The organism is Pseudomonas folii, from assembly GCF_014357575.1.
Lineage (GTDB): Bacteria > Pseudomonadota > Gammaproteobacteria > Pseudomonadales > Pseudomonadaceae > Aquipseudomonas > Aquipseudomonas folii.
On the sequence record NZ_JACONW010000005.1, the window covers coordinates 42700 to 65336 of the forward strand.

Here is a 22637-nt window from a genome sequence, read left to right on the forward strand (position 1 = left end):
ATTTGAGGGAGCCCCCACTGCGCCAATATCGTTACTTAGCAATTACCGAACCGGGCTGGTTGACGGCAAGCAACCCATACCGTCCAGCGTGGCCTCAACAGCTTGGTCCAAGGGTGTATGCTCTTCTCGGCCCAGCGTGGCAACAAGTTGGACATTGGTCATCTGCACTGGAATGCGCCACATGTAACGCAGTTCCCGTATCTCGCGGAAGGTAGGCAGAAAAGGCGAAGCGAGCGTGACGAACCACCAGGGGAAGGCACGCAGTTTCGGCGCCGCGCCCCCACGCTTCATTACGACTCGGCTGATCGCCGCGGCCATTTGCTGGCCGTTATCGTCCCAATGGCCGGCCATGTGAAATACCGCAAAGGGCAGCAGCTCCGCACGCCGCTCCAGCAGTTGCACCATGGTCCGCGCAACGTCGGGAAGGTAGGCCCATTGGTGACCAACACCAGGCGTGCCGGGAAGACTCACGCTGGTAACAGCTTTCCCGGGTTTGAGCAGACCTTGGGTAAACCAACTTTGCACCGCCTTAGGCCCAAAGAAGTCGCCCGCGCGCACGATAATTACCCGGCAACCTTCCGCGGTCGCGCTGTGTAAACGTTGCTCCAGCTCCACGCGAATCGCGCCTTTGCGCGACAGTGGTTGTTGCGGGGAACGCTCATCAATGAGGGGGAAAGCACTCGGCCCGAAGTTGTACAGCGTGCCGGGTAAGACGATGGTTGCGCCCTGGGCTTTCGCCGCTGCGATGGTGTTGTCCAGCATGGGCAGCACAAGCTCTGCCCAACGTTGGTAGCCCGGTGGATTAACCGCATGCACGATGACTGAGCAGCCTTGTGCTGCTGCCATTACATCGCTGCGGTTCATCGCGTCGCCGATGACCCAGTTAATGCCATCACGTTTGCCCGCGAGATTGGCTCCGCCACGTTGTAGCGCATGCACGTCCCAGCCTTGCCCTTGCAACTGACGCATCACTTCGCCGCCAATGCCGCCGGTTGCGCCCAGTACCAGTACCTTGTTGTTGCCGTTCATGGTGTATCTCCCGCTTGAATTTATGTGAAGCAAGCTTGCGCGGGTTTCATGCTTAATAAAATTGCCTAATAGCGTTGGGTATCTATACATTTATGCATGGATACTGAAATCAGCTGGGAGCTTTACCGCTCATACTTAAGCGTGTTGCTAGAGGGGTCGTTATCGGCAGCCGCGCGGGCAATGGGCGTGGCACAACCGACGGTGGGGCGCCATATCGCCGCGCTGGAAGCGCAACTTGGCCTGGCGCTTTTCACCCGCTCGCAACTGGGGCTATTGCCGACTGAAGCGGCCATCACGCTCAAGCCTTATGCCGAAGCAATGATGGCTAGTGCAGCAGCGCTTAAGCGCGCGGCAGAAAGTCAAGGTGACGGGGTGCAAGGAACGGTGCGCATCAGCGCAAGCGAAGTAATTGGCGCCGAAGTGCTGCCACCGATCATCAGTCAACTGCAAAGCACCTACCCAGCCTTGAAAGTTGAACTGGTGCTGACTAACCAGGTTCAGGATTTAGTGCGCCGCGACGCCGATATTGCCGTGCGTATGGCGCAGCCCACGCAAGAGGTACTGATCGCCCGCCGAGTCGGTGAGATTGAACTGGGCCTGCATGCCCATGAACGCTACCTGCAGGCCCGCGGTACGCCCATCAGCTTGGCAGAGCTCAAGCACCATGCGTTGATCGGCTTTGACCAAGAAACCCCCTTCCTGCGCGCCGCGCGGCAGGTGTTGCCAGTGTGGCATCGCGAGGCCTTTATGCTGCGAAGCGACAGTGACCTCGCACAGTTAGCGATGATTCGCGCCGGTGCGGGTATCGGTGTGTGCCAAGCAGGGCTCGCCAAGCGCACCCCCGAACTAGTTCGCGTGTTACCGCAGTTCGGACCTAAGCTGGAAACCTGGCTGACCATGCATGAGGACTTACGAACCAGCCCGCGCTGCAAGGTGACGTTTGATGCTTTATTTCTGGATCTTCAGCAGTACGCAGTGTAGGTCCGGACGCTGCTGTTGCTAATGCGTTCGCCCCAATGAAATGCCAAGCTGCCGTGCAAGGCCTATGCTTAAAACACGTCAAATAATCAACCAGTCGGGGCCTACCATGAGCATCAATTTATCTCAATTACCTTCAGGCTTTCCGCGCCGTTGTCGGCCACGGCAGCTTTCGTAAAGTGAGACGCCGTTCGTGTTGCGTAGCCCGCCCTCACCTGCGTGCACGTCAAGGTCAATGCCATTCAGTGCGGGTGTCACCGCTTTGGGTCTAGCCAGCCGGTCATTGCCCATGGAGTAGTGAACCCTAATGCCCTGCCACCCCAGGATGGCCGGGGTGGTGGCGAGGTAAGGTTGCGCGGCTGACTGGAACTCCAGGGATGATGTACGGAGTGTCTCCACCAACCAGCAAGCGCCTATGCGGCCAGTCTCGGCATCGAAAGTCAGCATCGGTGGACGCTCGGCGCATCGCGCCATTGCGTCGCCACAGCGGTCGCGAAACGTGCAGCCCTCCGGCAATGCGGAAAGATTGGGACCTGTCCGGGAATGGTCATCAGGTCCTGACCAGGCTCGACTTGTTCCGCTAAGCCACTGAGCAAGCGTTTCTTATAGGGGGGACGCGGGTCGGTGATCACTTGAGTGTAATGCCTTGCTCAACCACTGCGCCGGTATTCATCACATAAACCCGGTCGCAAAACTGCGAAAACTAGCGCCAAAGTATTTTGTCGTTGGCCCTTTTTCTGCAATCACAGCTAGCCCACCCATTTGTACTCCGAAGAAAGCTGAAGTGGCTGGCATCGCTGATCTGGACGTACCCACTCGACGTCGCAGGTATTCGACTGGCCAGGCCGCTGGGAGACAGCGGCAGGCCTTCACAGATCAGGCGAAGATTTTTAGCAGGATGGTTGAACCGATGACCGTTGCAGCACCGCCAATGCGTGTGGAAATCTGAGCGAATGGCATCAGTTGCATGCGATTGGCAGCCGAGAGAATCGCAACGTCGCCAGTCCCTCCCAAGCCACTGTGGCAGCAAGTGACAATCGCTGATTCGATGGGAAACATCTTCATTAGGTTGCCGACCAGAAATCCTGCCGCAGTCATTGCAACCACCACTGCGAGACACACCATAACGTAGCCGATAGAAAAGACCTTCACGACACTATCCAAGGGTACGTAGAGCATGCCCAGGCCGATCATCACCGGCCATATAAAAGCCGACGAAACCAATTTGTAGAATGTATGGCAGCCTTTTTCGAGTCGATCTGGCAGGGCGCGCACGTACTTGAACACCACGGCGGCGAGAATCATCATCACCGGACCAGGGATGCCGACTACTTTTTCAAGCAAGCCACCGAAGACGAAGAACGCGCAGATCAACAGAACGCCAGCGCCCATCAGGCGAAAATCTACAGGGCCGTTGTCGTCTTCTTTGACCTTGAACTTGTCGTTCTCTTCTTTTGCACGGATCAGGGTGCCTTCACCGTTGATGGATGGTCGCTTGAGCGCGATGCGTGCCAGCACGCCGGAGCAAATGATTGCAATGATATTGCCAACTACCGCTGCCGGCACTAACTGAGCCACATACTGGTCCGGTGTGCCTCCTAGGATTGCAGAATACGCCAAGGACAAAGGCAGAATACCTTCTCCAATCCCACCGCCTAGAATAGGCACGATGATGAAGAAGAAGGTGTGGTGAATCGTGTACCCAAACAGCTGGCCGACGAGCATTCCTGCGACGACTGCGGCGAGCGTTCCCGCTGCAAGTGGAATGAACATTCTCAGCATTCCCTGGATTAGGGTAAAGCGGCTCATGCCCAATATGCTGCCAACCACCAGACTGGCAATCACGAAGTAGAGAAAGTTGGCGTCCTTCATGAGCATCTTGGTGGCATCAATCGTCGGAGCACCAAAAAAACCGTAGAAAACTAAAACCGACGGCAGCATCAAGCAAAGAATAGCGCCGCCGCCAATTTCCTTGAGCAGGGGCAACCGCTGGCCGAGTTGTCCGAAAAACACGCCCATGGTCATGATGACGGCCAGTCCACCGATCATGTTTTTGGGCAAAAAGCCCAAGTGCGCGGACAGAAAAACTATGACAGCAATACCAATGAAAATGGGTAATGGGATAACGCCGATTTCATACGCAAGTATAGAGTTCAATCGGCTTTTAATGCCGCTTGATGGGCGTGTGTTGCTTTCGACGGATTGCTTGTAGGGCGCATTCATGGTGCGTATTCCTCTGGTTGTTTTTATCGAGGATGTTTTTAGGTCACGGCCAGCGCGATGCATTGATCGGGCATTTTTGATGTTATCCTTGAAGAATTACATAATAAATAGCTAGGTCATGACCCTTATGAACACGAATCGTGAGCAATCTTTGCTGCCAGATGACCTACGCGTATTTCTCACGGTCATTCGCAAAAACGGTTTCAATCACGCGGCTGAAGCGCTCGGTTATTCACCTGCTTATGTCAGCAAACGCGTTTCGATTCTTGAAGCTACTCTCGGTGCCAGGCTTCTGCATCGCACTACCCGGCGAATCGCACTGACTGACGATGGAGAGCGTGTCCGGGTCTGGGCGACTGGTTTTTTGGGGGACATGGACGACTTCATCAGCGAGCTGACCGACTCGCGACAGCAATTGCGTGGGAGTCTGCATATTTGTAGCACCTTCGGCTTCGGCCGAAACCACGTGGCTCCGGCCATCACTACCTTGTCTCAGCTCTATCCAAAGCTGGAGATCCGCCTTGATGTATTTGACCGTGTAGTAGATATCGTCAACGAAGGCTTCGATCTTGAGATTCGCGTCGGTGACGATTTACCCAGTCAGTTCTTAGGCAAGAAACTGGTGAGCAACCGCAGAGTGCTTTGCGCAACCCCTGAATACCTTGAGCGCCGAGGGACACCGCAGACAGTCGATGAACTCGCTGCCCACGACTGCCTTGTGCTCAAAGAGCGCAACAATGCATTCGGCATCTGGAATCTTGCGCGTGGAGGGACGGAGGAGTCGGTCAGGGTCAGCGGCCCTTTGTCATCGAACAATGGCGAGATTGTACTGCGTTGGGCACTGAGCGGCGCTGGCATCATTCTACGATCGCTTTGGGACGTCAAACCCATGCTTGAGAGTGGCGAATTGGTACAAGTTTTGAATGACTACAGCCAGAGCGCCAACGTTTGGGCGGTGTACCCGACGCGGGTCAGCCAGTCGGCCAAGCTAAGAGTTTGTATCGAATTCTTCGAACAGCATTTCCACGAGTTGTCCTTGGGCTGAAATCTGAGCGCAGACATCTCAGCGTAAACGCACTTAGATGTCCGCACTCAATGCAATCAGCCAAGCCACGGGTTCTGTGCCAAGTGCTGTGTTTCGAAAGCACGGATTTGCTCAGACTTCTGTAAGGTACTTCCAATAGCGTCGAGGCCTAGCATCAGTGACTCTTTGCGCAACCCATCGATCTTGAACGCAATAGCTGACCCGTCGCTGAGCTTAATCGTTTGATTGGGTAGATCGACGCTGATAGTTGTCGTCGACTGCTGACTCACCACTCGCGCAAGCGCTCGCAGTTCGCTCTCGGCAAGCTGAATGGCCAGCACCCCATTGCGCTGGCAATTGTCGTAGAAAATGCCGGCGAAGCTGGTGCCAATCAACGCGCGGACGCCCAGTTGCTTCAGACCCCATACGGCATGCTCGCGACTCGATCCGCAACCAAAATTCGGACCAACAACGAGAAAACTGGCCGCGCTCCAGGCTGGTTGATTGAGCACGAACTCTGGATTCAGGTCCCCGGACTTAAGAAAGCGCAGGTCAAAGAACACACCTTTGTCCAACCCACTACGGTCAATACCTTTTAGGAACTGCTTGGGCATGATCACATCGGTGTCGACATTAGACGCCAGGATAGGGGCAGCTTTGCCAGTGACGATTTCAAAGGGTTGCATGGCTCAAGCCTCCTCGGCGAACGAACGGACATCGGACAGGTGGCCATGAATTGCTGCTGCCGCTACCATGGCAGGGCTCATCAAGTGGGTACGAGCACCGGCGCCCTGACGACCTTCGAAGTTGCGGTTGGTGCTGGATGCACAGCGGTCACCGGGAGCTAGAACGTCATCATTCATGGCCAGGCACATGGAACATCCCGATTGACGCCATTCGAAGCCAGCATCTAGGAAAATCTTGGCCAGTCCTTCCTCTTCAGCCTGATCACGCACCAGAGTCGAGCCGGGTACGATCATGGCCCGCACTGTAGGCGCGACTTTCTTGCCTTCCACGACCCGCGCGACGTCGCGCAGGTCTTCAATCCTGGCGTTCGTGCATGAGCCGATAAAAGCGTGGCTGATGGCAACCTCATCCAGACGCATGCCTGGCTCCAGACCCATGTATTTCAGCGCGCGCTGCATGCCTTGTCGAAGGATTAGGTCGGCCTCATCATTCGGGTCCGGAACGGTAGCGCCGATAGCCGATGCCTGATCAGGGCTAGTACCCCACGTCACCATGGGCTCCAGGTCGTCGACGTCGACTACAACTTCCGCATCGAAGGTTGCATCCTTGTCAGAATAGAGCTCACGCCATTTTTTTTCGGCCGCCTCCCACTGTTCGCCTTTTGGGGCGCGAGGTTTGGATTTAACGTAGGCATAAACCTTCTCGTCCGGCGCCATGAAGGCTCCGCGTGCTCCAGCTTCCACGGCCATGTTGCAGATAGTCATACGAGCCTCGACGCTCAGTGCCGAGATAGCTGGTCCAGTGAATTCAATAGCGTAGCCGGTCGCACCAGAGGCGCCGATCTTTTCGATCAGCACCATGATGATGTCCTTGGAGGTCACGCCCATACGCAACTGGCCGTTCACTGTCACGCGCATAGATCTCAGGCGCTTGTAGACGAGAGTTTGCGTGGCCAGCAAGTGTTCAATTTCCGAGGTGCCGATACCGAAACCAAACGCTCCAAGTGCGCCGTAGGTCGTCGTATGGCTATCGCCAGCCGCAACTACCATACCCGGCAAGATGAAGCCCTGCTCGGGAGCGACTACGTGTTCGATACCTTGCCGTTTATCCAGCACATCAAAGAGTTCAATGCCAAATTCGCGGCAGTTTTCTTCGAAGTATGAGACCTGTAGAGCACCGCCTGCATCTGGCATGGCAGCCACACGAGCGGGCGCGGTGGGATTGACGTGGTCGACGACGGCCAATGTCGCCGAAGGCCTCCAAACCCTGCGTTTCGCTTCGCGCAGACCGCTGAAAGCTTGAGGGCTGGTGTATTCATTGGCGACTTGACGGTCAATGTAGAGCAACACGTGCCCCTGATCATCAAGGGTGCACACTGTGTGACTGTCGATATGCTTCTGGTAAAGGGTACGAGGGCTGGTCATAGCAGTTCGCTCTTTTTTGTTGTGCGAGATCACGGTAAACATGATTCACAGAATATTCTTATTGGAAAACGCATCAATAGCTTCAAGGTGATCGTGTAGAACACGTATTGTGTTCAATTGAATTGTTTTGATAGCTAATAGTTCGCGTTAGGCTTCATCTGGGCCTTTTCGGCAACAGTTCTAAGCAGAGAAACGGGAAGCTGGCGCGCATTGCTGTAGCGCTCCGAGTGGACGGCGAAGGGATCGACCGAAGACTAATCTGATCGTGACGATCGCCTGTTCGGTGAACCGGCATTAAGAGAGTGGTCAAACAGAAACATAATCAGCATTTACGGATGAGCCAGCAGTGAGTTCAGAGCCAAAGGCATCAGCGACCAAAAGCTTAAAATGGGAGTCACCCATTCGTTCGATAGGTAGCTGGCCTGAGTCGACGGCCTTGACTATCTGGGGTATGTGATAGTCCGAAAGCAGGTGCGATTGTCGGTAAACCATCGAATTGAAAAAAAAGTTAAGCCACAAGACTGCGGGACGTTAGCCAGTTGGTTATCGAAAGCGATGCTCACCGTTCCGCTGAAAGCTTCAGGCCGGTCTTCGCTCCCCCAGATCAATGTCGGTTGAAGGCGCAGAAAGGTGAAGATCTGCTGCCAGTTTCCCTGCGACACGAGCGCAGTCCAAATCGCTTTACCTTCCTGAGTCGACTCGACCAGTCCATGCGATTGCAGTTCGTCGAACACGGCGATGTTAGATGAAGGAATACCTTCAATCGATTGCGACAGCAGGTAGGCTCGCAGCTTATCCGTGACCGTTTTGCTGACAAGCCATAGGGCATCCTCGGTCAGCCATCCCGCGGCACCCGGCTGGTTGAGTTTCAGCTCGTGCTGGACCAGATGACGCAACCCGCTGATCAGGTGGTACTGCAGTGAAAGACTGTGCGCTTGTAATGCCTTGCTTGGGTTGCCGCCGATGTTCTGTGCGGTAGAAACGCGGTCGGCCTGCATCACCAACTCACCGAGCACGCCAGCGCGTTCGTACTGACCTGCCAGGACATATAACAGGCTAGCCCATAGTGGCGGAAAGCCACAAACTGCACGCGACCAGCTCCAGCCCATGGTCAAGCATGCCGCCGAGATACGCATGGTGGTGTGTCTCGCTGGCGGGGAGTTGCTGGACTTGTTCAGCGTAACGATGTATCGGATTTAAATAGAGCTGGCTGAACTGCGCGTGGGAGAGGGCGGTGTACTGCCATATGCGGTCTAGTAACTGACGGCGGTGCTCCGCAGCCAACAAGCTGTCGGCCGATTCGATAGGCAGGTAACCTCCGACGACGTTGGCGGTCGGTGGCGGGGGGGGGCTTCTGCCTTTTGTGGCGAAACAGGCTGAGCATCGTAATCTCCGGGAAATGGCTGGGAAAGTGGCCTTTTAGCTTTTTTGGATAGAACTCTTACCCTTGAGTCCCCATTCCCTTCCAACCCTTACCTGTTCTTTTGGCTCGTGTCCCTTTATGCGGCAATAGGGATATTGATTTTGCTAGGCATTGTTTTGTTGGTGGCTGGTACGGCAAAGACAAGAGTCGGTACACTGCGGTGCCTATTTTTGGGTCTTGCCATGAATCTCACTCACGCCACGCTCGTGCTGCTGCTCGCGGCACGTATCCATGGGACCGACGAAGCCGTCAGGGCTTCAGCGAAGAGTGTGGTCAAGAAGTTGCCGCGCAGTAAACGCGATCTCGTGCGGCAGTTCCTTATGTCGTATGGCGTCCCATAAGATATCGAGTTTCTGGGCCAAGGATGGCCATTGCTTGAGTCTACTGCTTGGGCTACTCGGATTCGGATTCTCCTGAGTGATTAAGGATTCGAAATCCATTAGTCCGCACCAGCGAATTGCTACCTCGATGGGACGGTAGAACAATTTTGCGTGGGGATGGGGCCAGCAGTATTCGTCCATAAAGCCATCCTGCATCCTTCAAGATGTCTGCGTCAGTCAGTCATGAGAGCACTGTTTCTTGTTCCAAGAGCAAACATTGATGGCTGAAAGTCGGGGCGCATCTCTACGTAGGCGAAATTTCATGGCAACCCGAGCTGATTCTCAGATCGATTCGTTATCCTCATTAATCATTATTTATCGTATCTAAATTTGTCCAGCTTTCCTGACGAATGACCGTCCCAAGGCAACCTGCGCCTTTCCTGGGTTGAAGGCGTTTGAAAAAAAGGTTCCAGTTGAAAACTCAGGCGTTTCCGCGGGACTTTCGCTCACCTAGCACTCAACGAAAGCTTTCCCGCTAGCTCGCGCTGTGATTCTCTGAACGGTTCCAGATCGGCCCTCGGTCAGGCGGCCCGGCAGCTTGGCTACCGCTCAACTGGTCGTTAATTTCCATGCTCACCCTGATGCGTTCTGGACTCATTGCGACGAGTGGCCAGCTTGGCAGTAGGCCTCTTCCGCCCGCTTGTGGTGGCTTTGGCAAATCGATTTCAGTTAATATTATTAATGGTTAATTGACATAACTACTTGCGCGGGCTAGCTTGAGCTCATCGGCAAAACACTGCAATCAACAACAGAGGTGTGAGATGAGTAAATACGACAATCGCTGGCACACAGTAATGGTAAACGTAGAGGGCGGTATCGCTTGGATAACGTTGAATCGCCCCGAAAAGCGCAATGCCATGAGCCCGACCCTGAACAGGGAAATGCGTGACGTATTGGAGACTGTCGAGCAGGACCCAGAAGCTCAGGTGTTGGTTCTGACAGGCGCGGGCACTGCTTGGACGGCTGGTATGGATCTCAAGGAATACTTCCGGGAAGTAGACGGCGGTCCTGAAATTCTTCAAGAGAAGATTCGTCGTGATGCTTCTGAATGGCAGTGGAAGTTATTGCGCATGTACAGCAAACCGACAATCGCCATGGTCAACGGTTGGTGCTTTGGCGGTGGTTTTAGCCCGCTTGTGGCGTGCGATCTTGCGATCTGTGCGGATGAGGCGACCTTCGGCCTTTCCGAGATCAATTGGGGGATTCCACCGGGCAATCTGGTTAGCAAAGCGATGGCTGATACGGTCGGGCATAGGCAGTCGCTTTACTACATCATGACTGGCAACACCTTCAACGGTCAGAAGGCCGCCGAGATGGGCCTGGTCAACAAGAGCGTTCCGCTGTCGCAGTTGCGCGAAGAGGTGACCTTGCTGGCTCAGGACCTCTTAAACAAGAACCCGGTGATATTGCGCGCCGCCAAGCACGGCTTCAAGCGATGCCGTGAGCTAACGTGGGAGCAGAGTGAAGATTACCTGTACGCCAAGCTTGATCAGGCACAGCTACGAGATCCAGAGCACGGACGCGAGCAAGGTTTGAAACAGTTTCTGGACGACAAAAGCATCAAGCCAGGGCTGCAAGCTTATAAACGTTGAGCCTGATAGGCAGCGCGTTTCATTCACCAGGAGCGCGTATCGCCCTTTCTGACAATCAAAATAATAGAGGGAATACCCCCATGTTTGACGTGCCGTTATTGATAGGTGGCCAGGCTCGCCCGGCCAGCGATGGCAAGACCTTCGAGCGTCGCCATCCTCTAAGCGGGGAAGTTGTTTCCAGGGTGGCCGCAGCGACAGTAGACGATGCCGATGCTGCCGTCAGCGCCGCAGAGGCTGCATTCCCTGCCTGGGCGGCGCTTGGGCCAGGAGAGCGCCGCAGTAGATTGTTACGTGCGGCTGATCTGGTACAAGCGCGCAGTCAAATGTTCGTGGACATGGCGGTTGAGACAGGCGCAATGAGCAACTGGTATGGTTTTAATGTAAAGCTAGCCGCCAATATACTGCGCGAAGCCGCCTCGATGACGACTCAGATCAATGGTCAGGTCATCCCTTCCGATGTGCCAGGCAGCTTTGCCATGGCTTTGCGTCAACCCTGCGGTGTGGTGCTCGGAATCGCGCCTTGGAATGCGCCTGTCATCCTTGCCACTCGAGCCATCGCTATGCCGTTGGCCTGTGGCAACACCGTCGTTCTCAAGTCTTCCGAGTCGAGCCCCGCAGTGCATCGACTGATGGGGCAAGTGCTGCATGAGGCGGGATTGGGCGATGGTGTGGTCAATATCATCAGCAACGCGCCTCAGGATGCGGCAGCTATCGTCGAGCGTTTGATCGCTAATCCGGCGGTGCGTCGTGTCAACTTTACCGGCTCTACCCATGTAGGGCGAATTGTAGGTGAGTTGTCGGCACGTCACTTAAAGCCAGCGTTGCTGGAGTTGGGCGGTAAGGCACCCCTGTTGGTGCTTGATGATGCAGACCTGGACGCGGCGGTTGGAGCTGCTGCGTTTGGCGCCTACTTCAATCAGGGGCAAATATGCATGTCCACCGAGCGGTTGATCGTAGATCAGCGGATTGCCGATGTCTTTATCGAAAAACTGGTGCATAAGGTCGCGACTTTACGCGCTGGTGATCCTGACGCTGCTGACTCGGTCCTGGGATCGTTGATCGACGCTTCGGCAGGGCAGCGCATCAAGGTTTTAGTTGATGACGCACTCAGCAAGGGCGCGCGGCTACTGATTGGAGGACAAGTTGAGGGCAGTGTCATGCAACCAACCTTGCTTGACGGCGTTACCGACCGCATGCGGCTATATCGAGACGAGTCGTTCGGCCCGGTTGCGGTCGTGTTGCGCGGGGAGGGCGACGAGGCGCTACTTTCGCTAGCCAATGATTCCTCGTTCGGGCTTTCGTCCGCTATTTTCAGTCGTGACACCAGCCGGGCTCTCGCGCTTGCCCAGCGGCTTGAATCAGGCATCTGTCACATTAATGGCCCGACGGTACACGATGAGGCGCAGATGCCGTTTGGAGGCGTCAAAGCCAGTGGTTATGGAAGTTTTGGCGGCAGTGCTTCTATCGAGCATTTCACCCAATTGCGCTGGGTGACTTTGCAAAACGGCCCTCGTCATTACCCGATCTGAAGGGCATATCCCTGACCAACAATAACAAAAGGGCGTTAGCCCATATCGCGGCCTTTTACAGACTTTAATTTGGAGTCGGGGCACGCGCCTTGCTAAAGGACAGTGCATGAACAATAAGTCCAGCATCACAACATCCTCAGACCAGGTTGGTAATCTGCGCGATGTCGCCGTGGGTAGGCCCCAGGTAGAGATTCGAATCGACGGCAATGTGATGCACCTGCAAGCCGTCGAGCCTTTGCAGGATTATCCAGATCGATGGCTTGATCGCTTGGTCCACTGGGCCGAGGTCCGGCCGCATCAAACATTTGTTGCTCAGCGTGATGCTCAGGGCCATTGGCAGCACATCACCTACGTGCAAATGCTCCAGCGCACTCGTCAAATCGCTCAGGCGTTGTTGAGTTTCGGTTTGTCTGCCGAGCGGCCGCTGGTGATGCTTTCCGGTAATGATCTGCAGCATTTGCAACTGGCCTGTGGCGCGATGTATGCCGGGATTCCCTACTGCCCGGTGTCGCCAGCCTATTCGCTGGTGTCCAAGGACTTTTGCAAACTGCGACATGTAGTCGAGACGTTGGAGCCGGGGCTGGTGTTCGCGGCCGACGAGCGCTTTGCCGATGCAATCAGAGCGGTGATTGCGAGTGACGTTCCGCTGATTTTGACGCAGGGGCATCTGGTCGAGCGACGCTGCGTGACATTTGAAAGCTTGCTGGAGTTTTCTGATGTTACCGATGCGCAGGCGGCCTTTGCCTTGACCGGTCCTGACAGCATTGCCAAATTCCTTTTCACCTCGGGTTCGACCAGCGTGCCCAAGGCGGTGATTACCACCCAGCGCATGCTCTGCGCCAATCAGCAGATGCTCCTGCAAACGTTTCCTGTGTTCGCCCAAGAGCCACCGGTGCTTGTGGATTGGCTGCCCTGGAACCATACCTTCGGTGGCAGTCACAACGTAGGTATTGTGCTCTACAACGGCGGAAGCCTTTACATTGATGACGGCAAACCCACGCCTCAGTTGTTCAGCGAAACTCTGCGTAACTTGAAAGATATTTCGCCCACAGCGTACTTGACCGTACCCAGGGGCTGGGAAGAGTTGGTTACGGCGCTGGAGCTGGACAGTGATTTACGTGAGCGTTTTTTTGCTCGGGTGAAGCTGTTTTTCTTTGCCGGAGCGGGACTCTCTCAAGCCGTCTGGGATCGACTGGAGCAGGTATCGATTGCCCATTGTGGCGAGCGAATACGGATCATGGCGGGGTTGGGCATGACCGAGACTTCTCCCTGTTGTACGTTTACCACCGGGCCTCTTTCGGTGGCCGGTTATGTTGGCTTACCTGCCCCGGGTTGCGAGGTCAAGTTGGTGCCTGTCGACGGCAAACTGGAGGCCCGCTATCGTGGCCCGCATGTTATGCCCGGTTATTGGCGTTCAGTGCAGCAGACCAAAACGGCGTTCGACGAAGAGGGCTATTACTGCTCCGGGGACGCCCTTAAATTGGCGGATTCGCAAGATCCACAGCTGGGCCTGATGTTCGATGGGCGCATCGCCGAGGACTTCAAATTGTCTTCGGGAGTATTCGTCAGCGTCGGTCCTATGCGCACCCGAGTGATACTGCAGGGTGCTCCTTATATTCATGATGTCGTCGTGGTGGGGCCGGACCGAGACAAGCTGGGTTTGTTGATCTTTCCCCGGCTGCCGGAGTGTCGTGACTTGGCCGGCCTCACTGCTTCGGCCCGCGTAGACGAAGTGCTGGCTTGCGATACTGTGCGTGAATGGTTGCGGCAACTGCTGGCGACATTGAATGAGCAAGCCACTGGCAGTGCCAGCCGTCTGGACTGGGCTTGCCTGTTGGTTGAGGGGCCATCAATCGACAGCGGTGAAATCACCGATAAGGGCTCGATTAATCAGCGCGCTGTATTGCAATGTCGTGCAGACAAAATTGACGCGCTTTATGCAGGGCGTGACTTGAGTCTGCTCAAGGCTGAGTACTGAAAATCATACTGGGGGTAAACCAGAAAAGCGCCTGTAATCTTGCCAGGGGGAGCCCTTAAGCCTCGGTTCCCGGCTGGTAGATCTTTTGCAGCAGGCCGAGCAATTGTGCCCGCTCCTGAGGGGTGAGATTGCCAGTGGCTGCGACATCACTCTGCGCTGCCACCTGCTTCAGATGCTTGAGCAGGGTTTCACCCGCCTTGCTCAAGTACAGCCCATAAGAACGTTTGTCCACCTTGCTGCGCACTCGCAACGCCAATCCCAAAGCTTCCAGCTTATTGAGCATGGGCACCACCTGCGGCGGATCAATCGCCAATTTTCGGGCCAGATCGGTTTGGGTGGGGCCGTCGTTCTGGCCGATAATTGCCAGCGCCGAAAACTGTGCAGGACGTAAATCATGCTCGGCCAATTGCTCGACCAGATGCTGAAATACCTGAATCTGTGCCCGGCGCAGTGCATAGCCGATCAGTTCGTCGAGCACTATCTCTGAATCGCCCGCCTGTGTAGAAGCCGCTTCCAAAGCAGGGTCGCTGTATTTGGCCATCAAGAAACAACCGATAATAAATGGTTAATCATTGTAACTATTTCTTCCCGCGCATTGATACTGATAAACGTCGTCAGGTGACTTCTGGCTGGCCCTGTTCATTGGCCACTTCATGGAACAGGTTGCGCATCCAGCGATGAGCCGGGTCGCCGTCGAGAAACTTGTTCCATTGGGTAAACTCCCGCAGCACCGGAAGCTTGACAGGCAGGGGTAATACCTTTAGCGGCAGGTAGGTGCAATACAGGGCGGCCAGACGCGTTTGCATCACCGCAATGCGGTGAGTGCCTACCAGCAAGTGGGGCAATGTATTGAAACTGCTGGTGGTCAGTTCCACTCGGCGCGACTTGCCATAACGCCTCAGAAACTCTTCATCAAAACTGGGCGCCCTGGCGCTACCGAAATTCACTGCAACATGCCCAAGTTCCAGATACTGGGCGAGGGTGATGTGCTCCCCGACCTCGGGATTGTCACGCCAGACGACGCATTGGTAGCTGTCTTCGAACAGCAACGCCTTTGGGTGCAAGTCTGAAAGGTAATGATCCGGCATGATCACGAAATCAACTTCCGCTTGGGTGAGCATGTCGTTGTAGTGATTGGCGGTAGGCTGGATATCGAGGGAAATATGCGGTGCTTGCTCTTGTAGACGTTGCGCCACAGGACTCAGAAACACGGTGGTTACAAAGTCCGAAGCAACAATCTTGAAGTGTCTTTTACAGGTCAATGGGTCGAATTCGGGCTTGTTGACGATGGTTGACTGAATATCCAGCAACACGCGCCTAACGGGCTCCGCCAGGCTTTGGGCCAACGGCGTAGGCAGCATCTTGCGCCCAACCTGGACCAGCAATTCATCGGCGAAATACTCACGTAATCGCGCCAGCAGTCCACTGGCCGCGGACTGACTGACATTCAGCCGCTTTGCCGCACGAGTGATGTTTTGCTCGGTGAGCAAAGTGTCCAGCACTACCAGCAGATTCAAATCCAGATGATGGAAACGCATCGTAACGACCTCCCGTGGTGGTGTCTCTTTGTATCACTATTTTTGGATGCATGGCATCTGAACAATCGATTATCGGGATGCATATAAAGCTGCCTATGATCATTCCAGTGAGCGCCAAGGCCGTCGCTCTCACAAAACCTTTCAAGACAAAAATAACAAGTCAGAGGTTGCGATTGATGAAACGGACACGCCTTAATACCGGCAAATCGAGTCGCCAGGTGGCGATGTTGACTGCTGCAATAGCTGCGATAAGTGTGCCGCCACAGGTGGGTGCATTTGAAATCGATACGGGTGATTCCGACCTGAGGGTTCGCTGGGATAACACGATCAAGTACAACGCGGCCTGGCGAGTAAAGGAGCGAGACAGCAAGTTAGTCAGCTCAGTCAATCAGGACGACAGTGATCGCAATTTTGACCGAGGGCTGATTTCCAATCGGCTCAACCTGTTTTCCGAGTTGGACGCGCGCTACCAGGATTTCGGCGCGCGGGTGAGTGCTGCGGGCTGGTATGACAGTGTTTACCAAGGTCACAACGATAACGATTCACCTGCCACTGCCAATCAGCGCTCAGTCAGCTACAACGAGTTCACTGACGACACGCGGGCACTCCATGGCGGTCAGGCCGAGATTCTCGATGCCTTCGTATTTGGTAAAGGATCGTTAGGTGGGCTGCCCAGCAACTTCCGTCTCGGGCGCCATTCTCTGCTATGGGGTGAGAGCCTGTTCTTTGGCGCTAACGGTATTGCCGCCGGCCAGGCGCCAATAGATGTGATCAAGGCCACTTCCGTACCCAACACCCCATTCAAAGAGCTGATTCGCCCGGTCAATCAGTTTTCCGGACAGTTACAGCTGCGTTCCAATCTGTCGGTGGCTGCCTATTACCAGTTTGAATGGGAGGAAAATCGTATACCGGCCGTTGGTAGCTATTTCTCCACATCGGATGCCGTAGGCGACGGTGGAGAGCGTTTGATAGTCGGCGGCCCTATCGGTCCTGCCCAGCAGCCGTTGGCATTCTTTCGCGGCAAAGACATCAAGGCCCGTGACAGCGGACAGTTCGGTTTGTCGCTGCGATTCTCGCCCGAAGACTGGAACACCGATTTCGGTCTGTATGCAATCCAGTATCACGCGAAAGATCCGATGATCTACACCCGGGCCAATGTCACCGGCCCTAACATACTCACCGGTCAGTTGGGTGAGTATCAGTTGGTTTACGCCGAAGATATCCGTGCCTATGGCGCTAGTTTCAGCACGTCCATAGGGGATGCCAACGTCGCAGGCGAGGTGTCGGTTCGTCGCAATACGCCGCTCGTCAGCGTCTCACAATCAAACGCCGGCGGTACCGGGAATAACGACGGTAATGCCTTGTACGCCGTGGGCAACTCCTTGCACGCACAGCTTTCCACGCTTTATTCATTCGCTGGCAATGGTATCTGGGACTCGGCCAGCCTTGCCGGTGAAGTGGCATGGCACCGACGCACCAGTATTACCAAAAATCCGGCGGCTCTGGACCCCAACAGTGAACGCGACGCGTGGGGGCTACGTACCACCTTTACGCAGAACTTCTTCCAGGTTTACCCGGGCGTAGACCTGAGTGTGCCAGTGGGCCTGGGTTACAACCCCAAGGGGAGATCGTCGGTAATCACCAAGTTCAACAACGGTATAGGTGATAAGGGGGGGGATCTGAGCATCGGTGTCCAGGCTGACTACCTGCAGACCTGGAAAGTCGGCCTCAATTACACCCGTTACATCGGTGGCAGCGACAACTTTCTGGATGCAGGGAACGCCAATACCTACGGTCAGCCACTCAAGGACCGTGACTTCATTGCGCTGACTGCGCAGCGTTCATTTTGATCTGGCTGATCCATAACAAGAATAATGAGAGGTAATTTTCATGACGCTTAAACCCATGAATCAGCTTCTGCTGGCCGGGTTTCTCACGACCCTGTCGGCGAGCACCTGGGCTGTCACGGACACTGAGGCCCAGCAGCTCAAGTCCAACCTGACTCCTTTGGGGGGCGAGCGCGCTGGAAATGCCGATGGCAGCATTCCCGCCTGGGATCGTGGTTTCACTCAAGTGCCGGCGGGCATGACTGCAGGACCGAGAATTCCCGACTATTTCGCCAGCGACAAGCGCCTGTATTCGGTGACGTCGCAAAACCTGGCTCAATACAAAGACAAGCTCAGCGACGGGCAGCAGGCCCTGTTCGCTAAATATCCCGATTACCGCATTGATGTGTACCCGACTCGGCGCACTGCTGCGGCGCCACAGTGGGTCTACGACAATACCCTGAAAAACGCCACTGCTGCGCACCTTGCCAATCAGAACAATACCTTGGAGGGCGCGAGCGGGGGGATCCCGTTTCCGATCCCGAAATCGGGTGCGGAGGTGGTATGGAACCATCAACTGAGCTGGCGCGGAGAGGCCTGGAAGAACAACTTTAACGTCTACATTATCACTGCCAATGGCCAGCGTATCCTGTCCAGTACCATCCAGTCGCAGCGTGAAATGCCGTATTACTTCCAGAACACCAAGTCTGAATTCAATGGCACTTACTGGATGACCAAGCTGGTCAATCTTGGGCCTCCTTTGCGCGTGGGTGAGGCGTTGCTGGGGCGTGAGCCTTTGGACTATGCCAATGGCGGGCCGCAATCCTGGGTGTACCTCACCGGGCAGCGCCGGGTTCGCAAGTTGCCGGTGTCTGCCTACGACACGCCGACGCCAACCAGTTCCGGAGTGGCCAACTTTGATGAGGTTTCGGTGTTCACAGGCCCACTGGATCGCTACGACTGGAAAATTGTCGGCAAGCGGGAAATGCTCATTCCCTATAACAGCAATATGATCCTGCAGCCTGCCAAGGATGCCGACATTCTTAGCGAGCGATTTCTCAATCCGGATCACATGCGGTGGGAGTTGCATCGCGTTTGGATCGTTGAGGGCAATCTTGTCGCCGGCAAGCGTCATAGCATGCCCAAGCGGCGTTTGTACGTAGACGAAGACACGTGGATGGCGATGCTGGGCGATAGCTGGGATGCTAACCAGCGTCTGTGGCGGACCTATTTGCAACTGCCTTATGCCGTTCCTGAATTACCGGGTCTGGTGCGCGGGATGTTTGCTCAATATGACCTGCAGACGGGGGCATGGATGGCCAACAACGTGGTAACCGAGCAGCGTGTTCAGAACCAGTTGGTCAAGCCTTTTCCTGACAGTGATTTCAGCCCCGATGGCCTTGCTGCCGACGGTGTACGGTAATGAATCTGCGACGTGGGTGTTACGTCGCTTGGCCACTGTTAGCGAGTCTAATGGCTCAGGCTGGCGAGCTACCAGTCAACGATGTGCTACAGCGCCCGGCATTGCATGTCAGCCAGCCGACCAAAGCTGTACTGATTGACATTGCTCGTGCCGGCGAGCGTCTCGTTGCAGCGGGCGAGCATGGATTGATCCTGTTCTCTGACGACGATGGCAGCCATTGGCGTCAGGCATCCGTACCGGTCAGCGTCAGTCTGACTGCGTTGAGTTTTCCGTCCGCTCGTGAGGGGTGGGCGGTAGGCCATGCCGGGAGCATATTGCACACCGTTGATGGTGGTGAAAGCTGGACATTACAACTTGACGGAAAGATGGCTGCGCAGCGCGTACTTGAGGCGGTGTCCGCGGATGCTTCCGCTGACACACGGCAGCTCAAGGCAGCTCAGCGGTTTGTCGCTGAGGGCGCTGACAAACCGTTACTGGCCGTGCATTTCAGCAATGTCTTGAGGGGGATTGCTGTGGGGGCTTTCGGGCTGATTCTGCATACCGACGATGGCGGACAGAGCTGGACATCCTGGGTGAATCGATTGGATAACCTCGCCGGTAATCACCTTTACGCTGTGGCCTCCCAAGGCGAGCAAATTTACATCGCTGGCGAGCAAGGCGTGTTGTTTGCATCGATGGACAACGGTGGACATTTCAAGCGCGTACCCACGCCCTATGAAGGCAGTTTTTTTGCGATGAACCTGGCCGCCAGCGGTGATCTGTTGCTGGTGGGACTCAGGGGTAATGCCTGGCGGACCCAGGATCAAGGTCGGCATTGGACGTCGTTGCGCAACCCCTCCAAAGCCAGCCTGATGGCGGCTCGCAGTGTGAGCCAAGGGCGCGTGATGTTAGTCGACCAAAGCGGTCACCTGCTGTTTAGTACCAGCGACAACAGCGAATTGCGGATGCAGACATCGTCTGCCTCAGCCCCGAGCGCAGCTTTGGCTCAGGCAACCGATGGTCAATGGGTGGTAGTGGGCGCCCGTGGTGTCAAGCGTCTGGACGTGCAAGGAGGTTTGCAATGAGTGAAGTCAAACTCAAGGACGACCGCCCCGCCAGTCCCGAGCAGAACCTGACTGACTTCGATACCCGCTCTGGCTCGCTAATCGAGCGTGGTCTGTTCAATCACCGTGGTCTGATACTGCTGCTGTGCCTGCTGCTGACCCTTGGCTTGGGAGCGGCCAGCACCCGACTGGTACTCAATGCCAGTTTCGCAAAAATGATCCCGACCGGGCATCCCTACATCGCTAATTACCTGGCTAATCAGGGCGAACTCACCGGTCTTGGAAATTCGGTACGTATCGCTGTCGAAGCGCCTGGAGCGTCGATCTACGACGCCCGCTATCTGGAACTGCTGGGCAAGTTCAGCGATAAGGTCTTTTTGCTGCCCGGGGTGGACCGCCCGTTCATGAAGTCCTTGTGGACGCCAAACATGCGATGGATGGCTGTGACCGAGGAGGGTGTTGAAGGCGGACGTGTGATTCCGGACGATTACGATGGTTCGCCAGCCAGTCTGGAAACTGTTCGGCAGAACGCCGCTCGTTCAGGGGAAATTGGCCAGACTATTGCCCTTGATGCGCGCTCAAGCCTGCTATTTGTGCCGCTGCTTGATACTGATTCACAGACTGGGAAGGTCTTGGATTACGAAAAATTTTCCAGCCAGTTGGAGCAGCTTAGAGAGGAGTTCCAGGCTCAGGGGCTAACCATTCACATCACGGGTTTCGCTAAAGTTGTCGGCGACCTGATCGATGGGTTGAGACAGATTCTGCTGTTCTTTGCGGTCGCGATTCTGATCGCCAGTGCCATGTTGTATTGGTTCACCCGCTGCATTCGCAGCACTTTGTTAGTGATGGGCTGCTCTTTGATCGCCGTAATCTGGCAATTGGGTTTGGTTTCGTTGCTGGGGTTTGAACTTGATCCTTACTCGATACTGGTGCCGTTTCTGGTGCTGGCTATTGGCATGAGCCACGGCGCGCAAAAGATGAACGGCATCATGCAGGATATCGGTCGAGGAATGCACCGCCTGGTAGCGGCTCGATTCACCTTTCGCCGATTGTTTCTCGCGGGGCTCACTGCCTTGCTCTGCGATGCTGTGGGCTTTGGTGTTTTGATGCTGATCCAGATCAGGGTCATCCAGGACCTGGCACTGATTGCCAGTATTGGAGTGGCCGTGCTGGTGTTCACTAACCTTATCCTGCTGCCAATACTGCTAAGTTATTGCGGTGTCGGGGCCCGTGCCGCAGCGCGCAGTTTGCGCAGTGAAGCAGCCTCGGAGCAGGGCGCCAAACATCCTTTCTGGGCATTTCTGGATTGCTTCACACGCCGACGCTGGGCAACGGTCACGATAGTCGCGAGCCTGATACTGGGCGCAACGGGGTATGTGGTCAGTCTGGGCCTGCACGTCGGTGATCTGGACCCGGGAGCACCAGAGCTTCGGGCCGACTCTCGCTATAACCTGGACAATGCGTTTCTTGCCGCTCACTACGGAGCCAGTAGCGACGTATTTGCAGTGATCGTAAAGACCCCCGAAGGTGGCTGTTCTAATTACGCTGCGTTAATGCGCCTGGATGCATTGGAGTGGCGTTTGCGCCAGTTACCGAGCGTGGAGACTACAGCGTCATTGGCAAGTCTGAACCGCAGCTTGTTAGTGGGCATGAGTGAGGGAAATCCCAAATGGTATGACCTGACCCAGAATCAGTCACTGCTTAACTCAATTACCGGTCGCGCGCCAAGGGAGCTGTTCAATCAGCGTTGCGACACCATCACTTTGTACGCTTACTTGCGTGACCATAAGGCGACGACGCTGACCCGTCTGGTGAATGAGGTGGAAACCTTCGCTCAGGCAAACAACGGCCCAGATGTGAAGTTTCTGCTGGCGGCTGGCAATGCCGGGATCGAGGCGGCAACCAACATTGTGGTTAAACAGGCCAATCGCGACATGTTGTTTTGGGTCTACGGGGCCGTGATTGTGCTGTGTCTTGTGACCTTCCGCTCAATGCTCGCAGTCGTGTGCGTTGTCCTGCCGCTTATCCTCACGTCGATTATGTGCGAAGCGCTGATGGTCTGGTTGGGGATCGGCGTGAAAGTCGCTACGTTGCCGGTTATTGCGCTAGGGGTAGGTATCGGCGTCGATTATGCGCTGTATGTCATGAGCATTTTACTGGCCCGTCTAAAGGCTGGGGATACCTTGTCTGAGGCCTACCATAACGCGCTCCTGTTTACCGGGAAAGTGGTGATGTTGACAGGAGTTACCTTGGCGGTAGGGGTGGCTACCTGGATATTTTCGCCGATCAAGTTTCAGGCAGACATGGGCATTCTGCTGGCATTCATGTTCCTCCTGAACATGGTTGGGGCCTTGGTGCTGCTACCCGCGCTGGCGCACTTTTTACTGCCCCATGCGAGAACCTGGCGCTGGACTTGGCGCAGCGTTCGCGTCGATGACGCCGATCATATTCGACCGCCCCGGATGGACACTGCGCGCACTCAGTCGGGCAGTCCCCTGTCACCCCAATAATAAACAGTCGCATCGACCTGTATTGATCAC

General features: G+C 55.4%; 16 protein-coding genes and 2 pseudogenes. 10 read left to right on the forward strand and 8 right to left on the reverse strand.

The genetic code is table 11. The annotated features are described in order from the left end of the window. Positions 1 to 42: 42 nt before the first annotated feature. Positions 43 to 1029, reverse strand: a complete 987-nt coding sequence (locus H8S59_RS02345) for an NAD-dependent epimerase/dehydratase family protein (protein ID WP_187520370.1) — start codon at positions 1027 to 1029, stop codon at positions 43 to 45. Positions 1030 to 1125: 96 nt separating this feature from the next. On the opposite strand from H8S59_RS02345, the gene H8S59_RS02350 reads away from it, so the two are divergent. Beyond that, on the forward strand, positions 1126 to 2010 hold the full coding sequence (locus H8S59_RS02350; RefSeq protein ID WP_187520371.1) for a LysR family transcriptional regulator: 885 nt from the start codon (positions 1126 to 1128) through the stop codon (positions 2008 to 2010). Between the two features lie 396 nt (positions 2011 to 2406). On the opposite strand, the pseudogene H8S59_RS02360 reads toward H8S59_RS02350, so the two are convergent. Both H8S59_RS02360 and H8S59_RS02365 read right to left on the reverse strand, forming a co-directional pair. Then, positions 2407 to 2707, reverse strand: a pseudogene (locus H8S59_RS02360) (oligopeptide/dipeptide ABC transporter ATP-binding protein); the annotation flags it as partial. Positions 2708 to 2883: 176 nt separating this feature from the next. Beyond that, positions 2884 to 4230, reverse strand: coding sequence for a 2-hydroxycarboxylate transporter family protein (locus tag H8S59_RS02365; protein WP_187520372.1), 1347 nt, complete (start codon positions 4228 to 4230; stop codon positions 2884 to 2886). Positions 4231 to 4357: 127 nt separating this feature from the next. Here H8S59_RS02365 and H8S59_RS02370 point away from each other — a divergent pair, with 127 nt between their 5' ends. Beyond that, the gene (locus H8S59_RS02370; RefSeq protein WP_187520373.1) at positions 4358 to 5275 is read left to right on the forward strand and encodes a LysR substrate-binding domain-containing protein; all 918 of its coding nucleotides are present in this window, start codon (positions 4358 to 4360) and stop codon (positions 5273 to 5275) included. A gap of 56 nt (positions 5276 to 5331) precedes the next feature. Here the strand turns inward: H8S59_RS02370 and leuD are convergent, their stop codons facing one another. The 3 genes and pseudogenes from leuD to H8S59_RS02385 form a co-directional block, all read right to left on the reverse strand. Then, complete coding sequence (gene leuD / locus H8S59_RS02375) at positions 5332 to 5940, reverse strand: 3-isopropylmalate dehydratase small subunit (protein ID WP_187520374.1); 609 nt, start codon at positions 5938 to 5940, stop codon at positions 5332 to 5334. Between the two features lie 3 nt (positions 5941 to 5943). After that, complete coding sequence (gene leuC, locus H8S59_RS02380) at positions 5944 to 7365, reverse strand: 3-isopropylmalate dehydratase large subunit (protein WP_187520375.1); 1422 nt, start codon at positions 7363 to 7365, stop codon at positions 5944 to 5946. A gap of 518 nt (positions 7366 to 7883) precedes the next feature. Continuing rightward, positions 7884 to 8749 (reverse strand): annotated as a pseudogene (locus H8S59_RS02385) (TraI domain-containing protein); the annotation flags it as partial. A 221-nt stretch (positions 8750 to 8970) separates the two neighbouring features. Between H8S59_RS02385 and H8S59_RS27445 the strand changes: the two are divergent. From H8S59_RS27445 to H8S59_RS02400, 4 genes are all read left to right on the forward strand, one after another. Further along, positions 8971 to 9129, forward strand: a complete 159-nt coding sequence (locus H8S59_RS27445) for a DUF7740 domain-containing protein (protein ID WP_484573321.1) — start codon at positions 8971 to 8973, stop codon at positions 9127 to 9129. 800 nt (positions 9130 to 9929) lie between these two features. After that, entirely contained in the window at positions 9930 to 10760 is an 831-nt protein-coding gene (locus tag H8S59_RS02390; RefSeq protein ID WP_187520376.1) for a p-hydroxycinnamoyl CoA hydratase/lyase, read from the forward strand. An 80-nt stretch (positions 10761 to 10840) separates the two neighbouring features. Continuing rightward, complete coding sequence (locus H8S59_RS02395) at positions 10841 to 12289, forward strand: aldehyde dehydrogenase (protein WP_187520377.1); 1449 nt, start codon at positions 10841 to 10843, stop codon at positions 12287 to 12289. A 106-nt stretch (positions 12290 to 12395) separates the two neighbouring features. Beyond that, positions 12396 to 14267, forward strand: a complete 1872-nt coding sequence (locus tag H8S59_RS02400; RefSeq protein WP_187520378.1) for a feruloyl-CoA synthase — start codon at positions 12396 to 12398, stop codon at positions 14265 to 14267. A 55-nt stretch (positions 14268 to 14322) separates the two neighbouring features. Here the strand turns inward: H8S59_RS02400 and H8S59_RS02405 are convergent, their stop codons facing one another. Both H8S59_RS02405 and H8S59_RS02410 read right to left on the reverse strand, forming a co-directional pair. Next, positions 14323 to 14808, reverse strand: coding sequence for a MarR family winged helix-turn-helix transcriptional regulator (locus tag H8S59_RS02405; protein ID WP_187520379.1), 486 nt, complete (start codon positions 14806 to 14808; stop codon positions 14323 to 14325). Positions 14809 to 14881: 73 nt separating this feature from the next. Then, positions 14882 to 15805, reverse strand: coding sequence for a LysR family transcriptional regulator (locus tag H8S59_RS02410; protein ID WP_187520380.1), 924 nt, complete (start codon positions 15803 to 15805; stop codon positions 14882 to 14884). A gap of 176 nt (positions 15806 to 15981) precedes the next feature. Between H8S59_RS02410 and H8S59_RS02415 the strand changes: the two genes are divergently transcribed. The 4 genes from H8S59_RS02415 to H8S59_RS02430 are packed head-to-tail and all read left to right on the forward strand — an operon-like array spanning position 15982 to position 22607. Then, positions 15982 to 17655, forward strand: coding sequence for a DUF1302 domain-containing protein (locus tag H8S59_RS02415; RefSeq protein ID WP_246475020.1), 1674 nt, complete (start codon positions 15982 to 15984; stop codon positions 17653 to 17655). Positions 17656 to 17695: 40 nt separating this feature from the next. Beyond that, positions 17696 to 19054, forward strand: a complete 1359-nt coding sequence (locus H8S59_RS02420) for a DUF1329 domain-containing protein (RefSeq protein ID WP_187520381.1) — start codon at positions 17696 to 17698, stop codon at positions 19052 to 19054. Then, the gene (locus tag H8S59_RS02425; protein ID WP_187520382.1) at positions 19054 to 20118 is read left to right on the forward strand and encodes a WD40/YVTN/BNR-like repeat-containing protein; all 1065 of its coding nucleotides are present in this window, start codon (positions 19054 to 19056) and stop codon (positions 20116 to 20118) included. Before H8S59_RS02420 ends, H8S59_RS02425 begins: the two co-directional genes overlap by 1 nt. Next, complete coding sequence (locus H8S59_RS02430) at positions 20115 to 22607, forward strand: efflux RND transporter permease subunit (protein WP_187520383.1); 2493 nt, start codon at positions 20115 to 20117, stop codon at positions 22605 to 22607. The genes H8S59_RS02425 and H8S59_RS02430 overlap by 4 nt, the downstream gene beginning before the upstream one ends. Positions 22608 to 22637: the final 30 nt, after the last annotated feature.